This window comes from Paenibacillus pasadenensis (assembly GCF_002864175.1).
Lineage (GTDB): Bacteria > Bacillota > Bacilli > Paenibacillales > Paenibacillaceae > Paenibacillus_O > Paenibacillus_O pasadenensis.
The window spans coordinates 1,880,416-1,894,575 of sequence record NZ_NFEZ01000004.1 but is presented as its reverse complement, the minus strand read 5'-3'; the positions used below and the strand labels follow the sequence as shown (position 1 = coordinate 1,894,575).

Sequence of the window (14,160 nt, the reverse complement as noted above, 5' to 3'; positions counted from 1 at the left end):
TTCATTCTCCTCTCGGTGGTCCAGATGTCGAGTTCTCGTCCAGCAGCGGCAGCTGCAAACGCACCTCGGTGCCTCCGCCCGCTCTCGGGCCGATCGCCAGTCCATAGCGCGGACCGAACTGCAGCCGGATGCGCTGGTCGATGTTGCGGATGCCGTAGCCGATCGACGGCGAGCTGTCCGGCTCGGCCAGCCAGCTCTGGATGGAGGCGTAGTCGACCGCCTTGTAGCCGTTGTCGCCGACCGTCACGATCAGGCCTCCGCCCTCGTCCGCATGCGCCGCGACGACGATCTCGCCGTCTTCGCCCATGTGCTTGATGCCGTGGACGATCGCGTTCTCGATCAGCGGCTGCAGCGTGATCTTGGGGATGAGTGCCGAGCCGAGCTCCTCCGGGATGTCCCAGCGCACGCGCAGCTCCGCCTCGTAGCGCCGGCGCTGCAGCGCCACGTAGGCGGCGGCGTGCTCGCTCTCCTCCGCGAGCGTGATCAGCTCGCGCCCGCGGCTCAGGCTGATCTTCATCAGCTTGGACAGGTCCTTGATCATTTCCGCGGATTCGGAGTGGCCCTCGAGCGAGCTTTTCCAATAGATGCTCTCCAGCGTGTTGTACAGCAGATGCGGGTTGATCTGGTGGTACAGGATCTGCAGCTGCGCTTCCTTCTGCCGGATGTCCGCCTGGTACTTGTCGGCGATCAGGCTGTTGAGCCGGCGCGCCATGCCGTACACGGCCGAGATGAGCACGCCGACCTCGTCGCTGCGCGACTGGCCCGGCGTCTCCGGCACCAGCCTGCCCGGCTCGTACTTGCGGACGAACAGCGACAGCCGCTGCAGCGGCGTCATGAGCGAGCGCCAGAAATAGATCATGATGATGCAGCCGACCGCGACGTAGGCGGCGGAGATGAGCAGGATGACGTTCTTGAGCTCGCTTTGCTGCTGCAGCATCGCCTGCAGCGGGATTTCGTAGATGAGCCGCAGACGAAGGCTGTTCTCGCCGCTCGCCATGTAGATCCGTTCCCCCTCGATGAGGTGGACCGGCAGGTTCGAGCGCGCATGGGCCGCCTGCTCCGCGAGCGCCGGCGGCAGCTGCAGCCGCGTGCCGAGACGGTCCGGCAGCGTGCTGCTCATGACCGTGCCAGCCTCGTCGACGAGGCTGATGTCGCCTCCCGGCAGGCGGACCGAGCTCATCGTGCCGACGAGCTTGTGCTCCAGCTTGTAGGCGACGAGCACGCCGATGACGCCGCTGCCCTCGGCGATGTTGTTGACGGCGCGGACGTAGGCGAGCGTCGAGCTCTTGTCGAACGCCGTGTTGGTGGCCGTCACCTGGACGAAGCCGAGCCCCTTGAGCCGCACGGCCTTGTCGAACCAGTCCGGCTTGGTCTTGGCCGTGAGGAAGTAGACGCCGTTCTGCGTCATCTGGATGGAAGGAGCGAAGAAGAATTCTCCGGATGGGTCGTACACATAAAGGGAGTAATAGACCGGGGTCTCGCCGTTCGTGCCGGTCGAGTAGGAGCGCAGCAGCTTGTCCATCTCGGCGTACTTCTTGACCCGGCCGAGCACCGGCTCCCGTCCGCCCGGCACGATGCGCTGCGTCACCGGATTCTGGATGATCGTCGTCGTGATGCGGTTGATGCTGTCCATTTCCTTGTTGATCATGAGCAGGTTCTGCTTGTTGAGCTCGGCATAGGCGCCGGTGACGTTGTCCTTCATGATCGTCTCGGCCTTCAGGTTGCCGTAGGCGAACAGGCCGAGGATCGGCAGCGCCATGAACAGGAACAGCAGGATGAGCTGCAGCTTGACGCTCAGTCTTGTAAGCGGATTCAACATGAGCCGTCGGCCTCCGTGCACGTTCAAGTACCCCGATTATGGACCGGAATGAGACGGATTTCAATCCCCCGGCGCAAATGCTTCATTTCCCGGGCAATCGACCGCATAAGAATTCCCTGCGCTGCGGAAGCTAGCCAAAAAGCCGCGTCAACCGCGCGGCGCGGAAGGAGCGCGACGTTCATGAGCTCGGCCGTTCTTCTGGAGTATTTGTGGGTGCTGGTCGTGCTGATCGGGCTCGAGGGCATCCTCGCGGCGGACAACGCGCTGGTCATCTCGATCATGGTCAAGCATCTGCCGGAAAAGCAGCGCAAGAAGGCGCTGTTCTACGGCTTGGCCGGAGCCTTCGTGTTCCGCTTCGCCTCGCTGTTCCTCATCTCGTTCCTCGCCAACGTCTGGTATGTGCAGGCGATCGGCGCCGCGTACCTGCTCTACATCTCGATCAGCCACATGGCCAAGCGGCTGTTCGTGAAGCAGGAGAAGAACAAGCAGGAAGCGGAGAAAAAGCAGGAGAACTTCTGGGTGACCGTGCTCAAGGTCGAGCTGGCGGACATCGCCTTCGCCGTCGACGCCATCCTCGCCGCGGTCGCGCTGGCGATCACGCTGCCGCCGACGACGTTCCCCCGCATCGGCGGCCTCGACGGCGCTCAGTTCGCCGTCATTTTGGCGGGCGGCATCATCGGCCTCGTCATCATGCGCTTCGCCGCCTCGTACTTCGGGCGGCTGCTCGTCAGCCGGCCGGGGCTCGAGACGGCCGCGTTTGCCATCGTCGGCTGGGTCGGCATCAAGCTGGCGGTGTATACGCTGTCCCATCCCGATGTCGGCGTGCTGTCCGAGAAGTTCCCCAAAAGCCTCGGCTGGAAAATCGTATTCTGGGGCGTGCTGCTGGGGATCGCGATCGGCGGCTGGTTCCTGTCCAAGGAAAAGAAGCCTCCGCAGAGTCCGGAGTCGGGGGCGGCCGGGACGGAGCCGGTTTAGCAACGAAATCCAAGGCATATTTATGCCTTGGATTTTTTTCGGGCCGGATTCCGGCGAATCCAAGGCACTTTCATGCCTAGGATTCACGTTTCGGGCCTGTTCCCAGCGAATCCAAGGCACTTTTATGCCTTGGATTCACGTTTCGAGCCGGATTCCGGCGGATCCAAGGCACTTTTATGCCTTGAATTCATGTTTCGGGCCAGTTCCCAGCGAATCCAAGGCACTTTTATGCCTTGGATTCACGTTTCGAGCCGGATTCCGGCGGATCCAAGGCACTTTTATGCCTTGAATTCATGTTTCGGGCCAGTTCCCAGCGAATCCAAGGCACTTTTATGCCTTGGATTCACGTTTCGAGCCGGATTCCGGCGGATCCAAGGCACTTTTATGCCTTGAATTCATGTTTCGGGCCGGATTCCGGCGGATCCAAGGCACTTTCATGCCTAGGATTCACGTTCAGGGCCTGTTCACCGCTTAACGCGCGGCTCCTTCATACCGCTCCAGAGCCTGCTGCTGGATCGCCAGCGCGCGGCCGATCCCGAGCGCCTCCAGCCGGCCGCGCCAGCTTTCAAACGCCGCCATCGGCTCGATGCCGAGAACGAGCTTGAGCGACATCTCGTCGACGGCCGCCTGGACCTCCTGCATGATCGCGGACAGCTCCAGGCTTTCCCGCTCCGTAAGCGGCAAGTTCGGAAGAGCATGCTCTTCCGCATCGGTATTCGACCAGATGCGCACCGCCTCCCGCTGCTCCGGCAGCCGGAAATACTGCTCTTGGTAGCGGATGTCCTGCACGAACGGGCCGAAGTAGCTGGCCCGCGTGTACATCGCCAGCGTCTGGGGCATCGACAGCTGCTCCGGGTTGGCGAAAATCAGGTCCGTATAGGCGGGGTAGCCGCCGCGCAGCTCGTAGCTTTTGCCCTCCGCGCCGAAATTGAACAGCATATGCCCTTCCTCGCCATAGCCGAAGTCCATCAGCCGCACCGCCTCTTCGACGCGCTCGCTGCGCGCCGATACGGCTACCGCTCCGCTCGGTCCGACGGCCGGGGCGCGCTGCCCGAACTTGGGGCGATCGCCGCGGCGCAGCACCGGATACGGCGCCGCGGCCAGCTCGGCGTCCGAGTCCTGCTTGCGCAGCATCGGCAGCCAGCTGCCGATGCCGGCGCCGGCGTTCCATACGCTCGCCCCGCTGCGTCCCGACGTCATCGAGGCGTCCTGCGTGACGGAGTCCACAGCCGCGAAGTTCGGGTCGAGCAAGCCCTTTTCGTACCAGCTCCGCATCAGCTGCAGAAAGTCCCGGTAGCCGGGCTCCGCCGGTCCGAACCGTACCTTCCCCTCCTCCACATAAAACCCCTTGGCGATGCCGAAGGCGCCGATGAACGCCCCGCCCTCGACGCCGTTCAGCGGATTCGTCGTCCCGAGCAGCGTCAGCGGCGCTTGCGCGCCCTTGCGCTCCTTGAAGGCGGTCAGCGCCTGCTCCCAGTCGCCGATCGTCTCCGGGACTGGCAGGCCAAGCTCGTCCAGCCAATCCTTCCGCACGATCGGCCCTTGATAGGTCAGCAGCCGCTCGTCTCCCCGGATGAACGGAAAGGCGTAGTAGCTCCCGTCCGCCGTCCGCACGAGCTTGTCGATGTCCGGATGTTCCCGCAAATAGCGGGTCAGGTTCGGCGCATGCTTCTCCATCGCCTCGTTCAGCCGCAGGATATGGCCGTCCTGGATCGCCTTCTCCGGACCGCCGGGATAGTTGATCCACTCGTACTCGATCAGATCCGGCACGTCGTCCGAGGCGAGCAGCACGCTGATCGCTTCCCGCCCCTGGTTGGATGGCGGCTGCACGAACTTCAGCCTGACGCCTGTCCTCTCCTGCCAATCGTCGAAAAATGGAACCTCGGCGATGCGCGAGCGGGCGCTCGCGGCGTTGCCGTTCAGCTCCGCCCAGTAGGAGAGCGGCTCGTCCTCCGATCGGTCCGGACCGACCGGCTCCGGGCCGGAGCGCGTGCAGGAAGACAGCAGCGCTGCCGCCAGCAGCAGCGCCGCCAAGCGCCGGTTGCGATGGCTCATCGTCATTCCTCCCTTGTCGCCGCTGCCTTATGCCAGCTCGCGGTACTTGCCTGGCGTGATGCCCTCGTACTTCTTGAACACGCGGATGAACGTCGCCGAATCGTTGTACCCGACCTGCCGCGAGATCTCGCTGATCGACTCCCGCTTGCCTTCGATCAGCAGCTTGGCGCGGGAGATGCGGGTGCGGTGAATGGAATCGAGCAGCCCTTCCCCCGTCTGGCTGCGGTACAGCCGCGACAGATAGCTGCCCTTCATCGCGAACTGCTCGCCGATGCCATTCACATTCAAGCTGGCGTCCATGTAGTTGGCCTCGATGAAGCGGTTGACGCCGGCGACAAGCTCTCGCAGCGAACGCTGCCGCTCCTGCGAGACCTGCGCGTCGCGGCGCGTCCGGGCGATCGCGCACACCTCCGCCAGCAGCCGCAGCAGCTCCTCCTGCATCTCCCCGAACGTCGTGCTGGCCATGATCCGCTCCATCCAGCCGGGATGCTCCTCGAGCACCCGCTCCTCGCCCTCGCCGAGCTCATGGATCGCCTTGAGCATCGTCGCGAGCAGGTTGAACATGAGGCAGCGCGCCATCCCGAGCGACAGCGGAGCATTGCCGAAGTTGCGCTCCGCGATCTCGTCCATGCAGGCCGCGGCCTGCTCCAGATCCCCCGCTTTGATGATATTGATAAGCTGCTGCTCCTCCTGGAGCGGATAGTCGTAGCCTTTGCCGGATGGAGCTCGGCTCTCCATGCGGATGTCTCGGTAAGAGAGGATGCCCGTCTTGCCGAGCAGCATCCGATACTCCATCGCGTCCACCGCCTCCTGATAGGCGACTGCGACGCCCGCCCAGCCGCCGTGGATGCCGCCGATCGACACGGTCAGCTCCATCCCGTACCGCCGCAGGAACGCTTGCGCCTCGGAAGCGGCCGCCCGCAGCTCGGCTTCCGCGTCCGCGGCATCCGGACGGAGGCTGACGAGGCAGGCGTGCAGGTCATCCGACTCTGCCATGTAGCCGGCATGGCCCGCCTTGGCGCACAGCTCCTCGACAACGTTGGCGATGATGAACGGGATGAGCCGCCGGCGCTCCGCCGCCTCGATGCCGGACAGCGTCTCGTGCAGGCTGTCCTCGTTCTCCAGCGCGAGCAGCAGCACGGCGAACCGGTCCGAGCGCAACGGCATGCGGAACGAGCGGAATGCCTCCTCGTAGCTGACCGGCGTATCGAGCCTGCCCTTGAACAGCCGCTGCAGCATGTTTGCCCGCAGCACCTGCTGATGCTTCTGCAGCTGCTCGGCGATCCGCTCCTTCTCGCTGCGCGCGCGCCGGATCGCCTGCTCGATGCGCTTGAGCTCATTGCCCTCGGCGCGCCCCTCCGGAACGTCGGCTTCCCGCTCGTCGATCGAGCGGACGAGGCCGCGGATCGGCGAATAGTTCCGCCGCAGGAAAAACCACGTCAGCACGCCGGCGCCAAGCAGGCTGACCGCGATGCTGCTCGCCGTGAAGCGGCGCACGTATTCCGCTTTCTCCCAATAGAGCGAGCTCGGAATGATGAGCGCATATCGGAGGCCAGAGACGGCGGAGCGAATGTGGAACAGCTCGGCGTCTCCGGCCTTGCCCTCGGCGAGGCTGACGCGGCCGTCCGCGCCGAGGAACGCCTGCAGCTCCGGGGCGTCCGGCCGATTGGTCAGCAGCGGCCGCCCGTCCGGATCGAGCATGAGCAGCACGCCGCCGCCCAGGCCGGAGATGCTTTCGAAGTCGGCCTGGAAGCCGGAGCTGTCCGCCATGACGACGACCGCGCCGGTGAGCTTTCCGTTCAGGCCGTCCGGCAGGCGGTAGACGTAGGCGATCGAGCTTTGCTCCTTGCCCGCGTCCGAGCGCGGCAGCTCGATGAAGCGTCCCGGCCCTTCCCGCTGCGTCTCGGCTTTCCACTTCTCGAATGACAGCGCTTTCGAATTATGGATCGTGCGATAAGCCGTCTCGGCGTCGCGGATGTTGCCCGGACGGATGACGGAGTCGCCCCGCTCCCAGACGACGTAGAATTCCGCGATCGAGGCGTATGACGTCTTGTACATCCGGAACTCGTCGCTCAGCTGATAGGCCGTGTACGGCGCCTCCCGCGCCGACTGGCTCGAGTACATCAGCGTCTGGAGCTTGTCGTTCCAGGCTATTTCCATGCTGAGCCGCTTCATGAGGTCGATCTGCTTGTCCATCGTGTAGCGCACCTGCTCCAGCAGCGAGTCGTTGGCGCGGTGGATCTCGCTCTGCAGCGCCCGGTCGGCCGCGGCGGCGTTGACGAAGCTGATGAGGATCGGCAGCAGCAGCACGGCGCTGTAGGACAGCAGCCAGGCGACAACGACGCTTCTTCGCTTGTTCCATAGTCGGCGGATCTTGTTCAACCCTCTCATCTCCTGCAAGCTCGATATGCCGAGCGGATCGGCCGCGGATGCGGAGCTTTATTATACCGATAAATGCCGGCCGGATGGAATGCGCAATATGCGCGGCGGCATCGATCAAATCGTCAAAAAGCCCGCTGCGGACGGGGCCGCGCGGGCTGGAAGACGCTAGAACAGGCGAAGCGTCGACCCGCCGAGCTTGGCGAGCGCCTCGACATAAAAGTAATCGCCGTAGATGAGCGAGACGTCGACGTTCTGTCCGGCCGGCTTGTGTCCCGTGCCATGCAGCAGCAGCGCCTCGTGGCCGTCGACGCGCCAGGCGGCGTATCCGCCGCGAAGCGAGCGTAGCATCGCCTCCGCCTCGTCCCGCCAGCGCCCGCCGTCCGCTCCGTGATCCAGGGCGGCCAGCTCGAGCAGTCCCGAGGCGGCGATCGCCGCGGCCGAGCTGTCGCGCGGCGGCTCGCCGGCAGAGCGGTCGGCGCGGAAGTCCCAGTGCGGCACCCGATCGTCCGGCAGCTGGCCTACAAAATACGCCGCCGTCCGCCGCGACGCCTCCAGGTAGTCCCTCTTGCCGGTCCACCGGAACGCGTTGGCCATGCCGTAGAGCGCCCAGGCCGCCCCCCGGCTCCATGCGGACTCCGGCGCGTCCCCTTGGCCCCCGAGCGCCTCGATGCGTCGGCCCGTCGCCGGATCGAACGAGACGATATGGTACGCCGAGCCGTCCTCGCGCAGGAACTGCCGCAGCATCATGTCGGCATGGGCTTCGGCGATATGTGCATAGCGGGGATCGCCGCTCTCGGCCGAAGCCCAGAACAGCAGCGACAGGTTCATCGCCGAGTCGACGATCGACCACCCGGCGCGGTCGCCGTTCCAGGCGCGCAGGAAGCTGCCCTTGAGGTTGAAGCGTCCCGCCAGCAGATCCGCGGCGAGCAGCGCGCGGCGGCGCGCCTCCTCGTCGCCGGTCAGCTTGTGCTTGGCGACGGCGGTCGTCAGGAACTGGAAGCCGAGATCGTGATGAAAGCCGTTCGGCTCGATGAGACGCCGCTCCAGCCGCTCGTCCCAGCTCCACGCCGCTTCCCGGAACCGCTGCTCGCCGGTCCCGTCATAGGCGAGCCAGAGCAGTCCCGGCCAGAAGCCGGACGTCCACCAGTCGATCGGCCCGTCGTCATACTTCCCGTCCGCTCCGGCCCGATGCGGCGAGCGGCTCCCGATGCGTTCCAGCATGACGCCGACCGCCTGCAGCGCCTCGCGGCTCATGGCGGCGGCATCCGGAGCTTGATTCCTCTTTGTCTCCATGTGTGATTCCTCCTTTTAAGCGGCTGGCCCGCCGCGCGCTCAGCCCTTCAGCGACCCGACCATGACGCCCTTGACGAAAAAGCGCTGTACGAACGGATAGACGCACAGGATCGGCACCGTCGCGACCATGATCGTCGCGTACTTGATCGTCTCGCCGATCTGATGCCGGTCTCCCGCCGACGCCCCCGCCGACATGCTGTCGGTCGCATTGGCGATCAGGATCTCCCGCAGCACGAGCTGCAGCGGGAACAGCTCCCGGCTCTTGATGAAGATCGAGGCGTAGAACCAGCCGTTCCATTTGTCCACCGCGTAGTACAGGATCATGACGGCGATGACCGGCATCGACAGCGGCAGGATGATGCGCAGCAGGATGGTGAAGTGGCTCGCCCCGTCGATCTTGGCCGATTCCTCCAGGCTGTCGGGGATGCCCATGAAGGACGTCCGCATGATGATCAGGTTGAACGTGCTGACGGCGAACGGCACGATCGTCGACCAGAGCGAGTCGAGCAGGCCGGCGCCTTTGACGACGAGATAGAGCGGGACGAGCCCGCCGCCGAAAAACATCGTGAACACGAGGAGGAACATGAGGACGCCGTTCCACATCACGTTCTTGCGGGAGAGCACGTACGCGCCCATCGCCGTCAGGATCAGGTTGACCGCGACGCCGGCGACGACGATGAACAGCGTGTTGCGGTAGCCGATCGCGATCGCCGGATTGTCCAGCACGCTGCGGTACGCCTCGAGGCTGAAGCCGAGCGGTCGCCACAGGATGCCGCGGTAGGCGAGCAGCTCGCCCGAATCGCTGAGCGAGGCGAACAGCACGTACAGCAGCGGGTACAGCGTGACGATCACGAGCAGGCCGAGCAGCGCGTAGACGGCCGCTCCGACGAGCCGGTCCCCGAGGCCGGTCCGGATGTTCATGGCGTTTCCCTCCTTACCATAGGCTGCTGCGGCTGAACCGGCGGCTGAAGTAGTTGGCCGATACGAGCAGCGCCAGATTGATCAGCGAGTTGAACAGGCCGACGGCGGAGCTGTAGCTCCAGCCGAATTCCAGCAGTCCCTTGCGATAGACGAACGACGAGATGACGTCGGCCGTCTCGTAGGTGACCGGGTTGTACAGCAGGATGATCTTCTCGAAGCCGACGTTGAGCAGGTTGCCCATGCGCAGGATGAGCATGATCGCGATCGTCGGCAGGATGCCCGGCAGCGTGATGTGGAGCATCTGCCGCAGCCGGCTCGCGCCGTCCATGCGCGCCGCCTCGTACTGCTCCAGGTCGATGCTCATGAGCGCGGCGATGTAGATGATCGACTCCCAGCCGATGCGCTGCCAGATTTCCGAGAGGATGTAGATCGGGCGGAACAGCTCCGGCTTCTGCAGCATCGCCTGCCCGTCGTAGCCGAACCAGACGAACAGCCGGTTGATCAGCCCGTCCGCGTTGGTGAAGTCGGTGACGAGGCCGCAGATGACGACGAGCGAGATGAAATACGGCATGTAGGTGATCGTCTGCACGGTCCGCTTGAAGGCGCGGTGCCGCACCTCGTTGATGAGCAGCGCCAGCACGATCGGCGCCGGGAATTCGAACAGCAGCGAGTATAGGCTGATGAGCAGCGTGTTCTTGAGGATGCGCCAGAAGTAGTAGCTCTGGAAAAAATCCTCGAAATGCCTCAGGCCGATCCAGTCGCTGCCGAGGATGCCCTTGATCGGCGAATAGTCCTTGAAGGCGATCGTCGCGCCGTACATCGGGAAATAGTGGAACACGACGTAGTAGGCGAGCACGGGCAGGAACATGAGGTACAGGTACTTGTTCATCGCAAAGTCCCTCAACGCGCGGCTGCGGAACGATTTTGGCGCGGACATGCGGTTCGTTCACCTCTTTTCATGGGACGGGAAGAAGCCTGTCTGCTGCGGAGGACGGCCCCTTCCCGGCTCGCGGCTCAACGGCTGGAATAGCGGGCGAGCGCCGCCGTCTGAATCTCGATGGCGCGGTCGAGGCGCAGCGACTTCATCTTCGCCAGGTAATCGTCATAGGCGTCGAGCGGCTCGCTGCCGAGGATGATCTTGAGCGTCATCTCGTCGACGAGCGTATTGATGTCGTTCATGATCGTCGCATACTCCGAGCTTTCCTCCGCCGTCGGCGTGATCGGCGGCAGGTTGTAGCTCGCGGAGTCCGTCTGCTGCCAGAGCTCGACCGCGTCGCGCTGCGTCTGCAGGGCGAAAAACTGCTCGGCGTAGCGCTTGTCCTGAATGAACGGCCCGTTGTAGCTGCCCCTCGCGTACTGCGAGATCATCTGGGCCGGCGCGAGCTTGTCGGGATTTTTCATCAGCAGATCGGTGTAGGTCGGATAACCGTCCTTCATTTCATAGCTGACGCCCTCCGTGCCGAAGTTGAAAAACAGCCGTCCCTCCTCGCTGTAGCCAAAATCGAGCATGCGCACGGCGAGCTCCGGATCCTCGGCCGAGGTCGTGACCGCGACGATGCCCTCCGGCGAATAGGCGTTGTTGCGCTGGCCGAACTTCGGCTTGTCGCCCTTGTTCAGCACCGGGTACGGCGCGGCGGCGAGCACCGCCTTGGGATCCTTTGCCTGGACGAGCGGCTGCCACTTGCCGATGCCGCCGCCGGCGTTGGCGACCGTCGCCCCAGCCGCGCCGGAGACGATGTTGCCGTCGAGCGCCTTGCCGTCGGCCGTCGCCGCGTTTTTGTCGATCAGCCCTTCGGCGTACCAGCCGCGGAACAGCTCCAGATAGTCCTTGAAGCCGGGCTCGGACGGGCCGAACTTGATCTGGCCGTCCTCCTGATAGAAGCCTCGCGTCACGCCGAACGCGCCGAGGAACGCGCCGTTGCCGGATTCCTGGAAAAAGCGCGGCTTGCTGACGAACGACAGCGGCGCCGCCGCTCCCTTCTTCTCCTTGAACCGGCGCAGCGTCGCGGTCCAGTCGTCAATCGTCTCCGGCACCGGCAGTCCGAGCTCGTCGAGCCAGTCCTGGCGGATGATCGGCCCCTGGAACACGCGCAGATACTCGTCCTCCCGGATGAACGGGAACGCGTAGTAGCTGCCGCTGTCCGTCTTGACCATCTTGTCGATGTCCGGATTGTCCTGCAGGAATCGCTTGAGGTTCGGCGCGTACTTGTCGATGTAGTCGTTCAGCCGCAGGATATAGCCGTCCTTGATCGCCTTCTCCGGACCGCCCGGGAAGCCGTCGAGGAAGTTGAACTCGATCAGGTCCGGCAGGTCGCCCGAGGCGAGCAGCATGTTGAGCGACTCCTTCGCCTGCCCGCTCGGCGGCGAGGCGAATTCCAGCTTGACGCCCGTCCGCTTCTGCCATTCCTGAAAGAAAGGCACCTCGTCCAGCGAAGGCTGTACGCCGACGAGATTGCCGGGCAGCTCCGCCCAGTAGGCGAGCTGCTTGTCGGTCTGCAGCGGATAGGCCGTCTGCTCGGCTGCGCCAGCCGCCCCTTGGCCGTCTGCTCCCGCTCCGCCGGTCTGGCCTCCGCTTCCTGCGTTGTTTCCGTTATTTCCTCCGCCGGACGTGCAGCCGGCGAGCAGCGCCCCGGCCAGCGCCAGCGACAGGCTCGATTTCAGCCATCGGTTCATTCATCTTCCCCCTCAGCTCGAGTGGCGGGAACGGTCGGACCTTGGAATGGGAGCGCTTGCATGTTCCCGTTCGGCCTCCGCGTCTCGCCTCCTTAGGCTACCTTCCGGCGGCAGCGAGCCGATAGAGGCGAATTCGGCTTTTCGATCGGCCGTTTCGGCCATCGGCATTGACGATATCGGCACAGGAATAGGCGGAATCGGTACTCATATCGGCCGAAATGGCCCGATCGGCGTGAAGCGGGGCGCGCCTTCGATCGAAGAGGAAGTCTTTTTCGACGAAAAAAAAGCCCCCTCGGGTCGCGGAGTGGACCTTTAGGGACAGCTTTCTAGCTGCCGGCGGAGCAAAGACGGCTCTGTCGCTCTGTCGCGTGCGTTCGTTCGCTGAAATGTCGGCGGCAGCCTGCGCCGCTGGCGCTCAGGCGCTGCCGGCGGCGCGGCAGTCCTCCAGCGTATCCTGCGCCGACTGGCGAAGCGGGATGCGCGGTGCCCAGCCGAGAGCGCGCAGCGCGCTGGCGTCGATCGGCTCCGGCGAAGCCGCCGTGCTGCCGCCGATCTCCATCGGCAGCGGCACGGCGGCCAGCTCCCGGTACAGCTCCGCCAGCTCGCCGAGCGGCGTCATCCTACCGCTCGCCATGGCGTAGCTGCGGCCTGCGGCGCCCCGCTCCAGCAGCGTCTCGTAGCCTGTCATGGCGTCCCGCACGTCGAGAAAATCGCGCGCTTCGGTGGCAGAGGACAGACGGAACGGAGGCGGAGCCTGCGTCTCAGCCGCTGCAGATGGAGCGAGATCGGCGACAGCATCGCTGCGGCCTGGCAGGGACGGATCAGCGGCATCGCTCCGGCCTGGCAGGGATGGATCGGATGCAGGCGGGGCCTCTGCCGAATTTCCAGCCTGCGCTGCCGTCCGCTCGCAAGCGGCCGCGTAGCGGGCGAGCAGCCGGCTCAAGCCGGCGGAAGGGCCGGGGCCGACGAGGTTGGAAGGAATTGCGACAAGCACGTCGAGCCCGTACAGCGCATGCCAGCCCAGCGCCGCCTGAGCCTGCATCGCTTTGCTCAGCGCGTACGGATGCAAAGGCTTGACGGGCGGCGGACCGTCCGCCGAGCCGCCGAGCATCGAGCCGGCCACGACGATCCGGCAAGGATGCCCGGAAGCGCGGACCGCCTCCAGCAGCCGGACGGTGCCCATCAGATTGAGGTCCAGATAACCGGATGGATCGGCCCAGGAAGGTCCGGCGGCGTTGAGCCCCGCCAGATGAAGGACGGCGTCCGGACGCGTCCGGCGCAGCAGCTCGGACAGGCTGTCCGAGCCGGGCTCCGACAGGTCGAGCGCCTCGAGTCGGATGAGAGACAGCCACTCCGGCTCATCGCGGCCCGGCCGGCTTGCGAAGGCGAGAGAGGATGAGCCGGGAGCGCCGTCATCCGAGGCATCGGCGTGATCGACGGCATTCGAAGCGTCCAGGGCGTCCGGGGCGTCCAAGGAATTCGAGACATCCGAGGCATTCAAAACATCCGAGGAATCCACGCCAGCTTCGGCTCCCGGGGCATCTACGCTATCGGCGGCATTCACGGCATCCGTCGCATCCACGGCTTCCATGACATTCAAGGCATCCGTCGCATCCACGGCATCCGCAGCGACGAACCAGTCCGGACGTTTCGCCGGGTCTGCCCAGAACGGCGTCGATCCCGGACGGACGCAAGCGACAATCTCCCAGCCCGCCCGTGCGAAATGCCTCACCGCATGCGAGCCGCAAAAGCCGCCCGCCCCGGTGACGAGGAGCCGCTTCCGACGGCCGGACGATCCCGCTTCGCTCCGCTCGCCGGCTGCGCCTTCTTCCAGCCTGCATCCTGCCGATCCGCCGGTCTCGTGACCGCTCGTTTCCTTTTTCAGCCTGCGGCTGGACGACCTTCTCCAATTGGAGGCTTCGGCTCCCTTTGGCCCGCTCGTTCCCCCGATGCTGCGGCTGGACGATCCGGAGTCGCTGATTTCCCGCCTGCTCGTTCCTTTCCCTATCATCCTTCCTCTCCCCTCCCGACCCTCATCATTT

9 protein-coding genes are annotated in these 14,160 nt (G+C 64.9%); 1 reads left to right on the top strand and 8 read right to left on the bottom strand.

The features are described from left to right. Position 1: 1 nt before the first annotated feature. Complete coding sequence (locus B8V81_RS17635; RefSeq protein ID WP_101808867.1) at positions 2-1,819, bottom strand: cache domain-containing sensor histidine kinase; 1,818 nt, start codon at positions 1,817-1,819, stop codon at positions 2-4. A 180-nt stretch (positions 1,820-1,999) separates the two neighbouring features. Between B8V81_RS17635 and B8V81_RS17630 the strand changes: the two genes are divergently transcribed. Continuing rightward, on the top strand, positions 2,000-2,794 hold the full coding sequence (locus B8V81_RS17630; RefSeq protein ID WP_101808866.1) for a TerC family protein: 795 nt from the start codon (positions 2,000-2,002) through the stop codon (positions 2,792-2,794). A 471-nt stretch (positions 2,795-3,265) separates the two neighbouring features. Here the strand turns inward: B8V81_RS17630 and B8V81_RS17625 are convergent, their stop codons facing one another. The 7 genes from B8V81_RS17625 to B8V81_RS17595 form a co-directional block, all read right to left on the bottom strand. Continuing rightward, on the bottom strand, positions 3,266-4,849 hold the full coding sequence (locus B8V81_RS17625; RefSeq protein ID WP_228551371.1) for an extracellular solute-binding protein: 1,584 nt from the start codon (positions 4,847-4,849) through the stop codon (positions 3,266-3,268). A gap of 27 nt (positions 4,850-4,876) precedes the next feature. After that, the gene (locus B8V81_RS17620; protein ID WP_445259682.1) at positions 4,877-7,240 is read right to left on the bottom strand and encodes a helix-turn-helix domain-containing protein; all 2,364 of its coding nucleotides are present in this window, start codon (positions 7,238-7,240) and stop codon (positions 4,877-4,879) included. 156 nt (positions 7,241-7,396) lie between these two features. Continuing rightward, on the bottom strand, positions 7,397-8,524 hold the full coding sequence (locus B8V81_RS17615) for a glycoside hydrolase family 88 protein (RefSeq protein WP_101808863.1): 1,128 nt from the start codon (positions 8,522-8,524) through the stop codon (positions 7,397-7,399). 39 nt (positions 8,525-8,563) lie between these two features. Continuing rightward, a complete protein-coding gene (locus B8V81_RS17610; RefSeq protein ID WP_101808862.1) occupies positions 8,564-9,445 on the bottom strand; it encodes a carbohydrate ABC transporter permease in 882 nt (293 codons plus the stop codon). Positions 9,446-9,458: 13 nt separating this feature from the next. Next, positions 9,459-10,382: an ABC transporter permease gene (locus tag B8V81_RS17605; RefSeq protein WP_101808861.1), complete on the bottom strand. Its 924-nt coding sequence runs from the start codon at positions 10,380-10,382 to the stop codon at positions 9,459-9,461. A 77-nt stretch (positions 10,383-10,459) separates the two neighbouring features. Continuing rightward, on the bottom strand, positions 10,460-12,118 hold the full coding sequence (locus B8V81_RS17600) for a type 2 periplasmic-binding domain-containing protein (RefSeq protein ID WP_101808860.1): 1,659 nt from the start codon (positions 12,116-12,118) through the stop codon (positions 10,460-10,462). Positions 12,119-12,533: 415 nt separating this feature from the next. Next, entirely contained in the window at positions 12,534-14,129 is a 1,596-nt protein-coding gene (locus tag B8V81_RS17595) for an NAD-dependent epimerase/dehydratase family protein (protein WP_180968482.1), read from the bottom strand. Between the last annotated feature and the right edge of the window lie 31 nt (positions 14,130-14,160).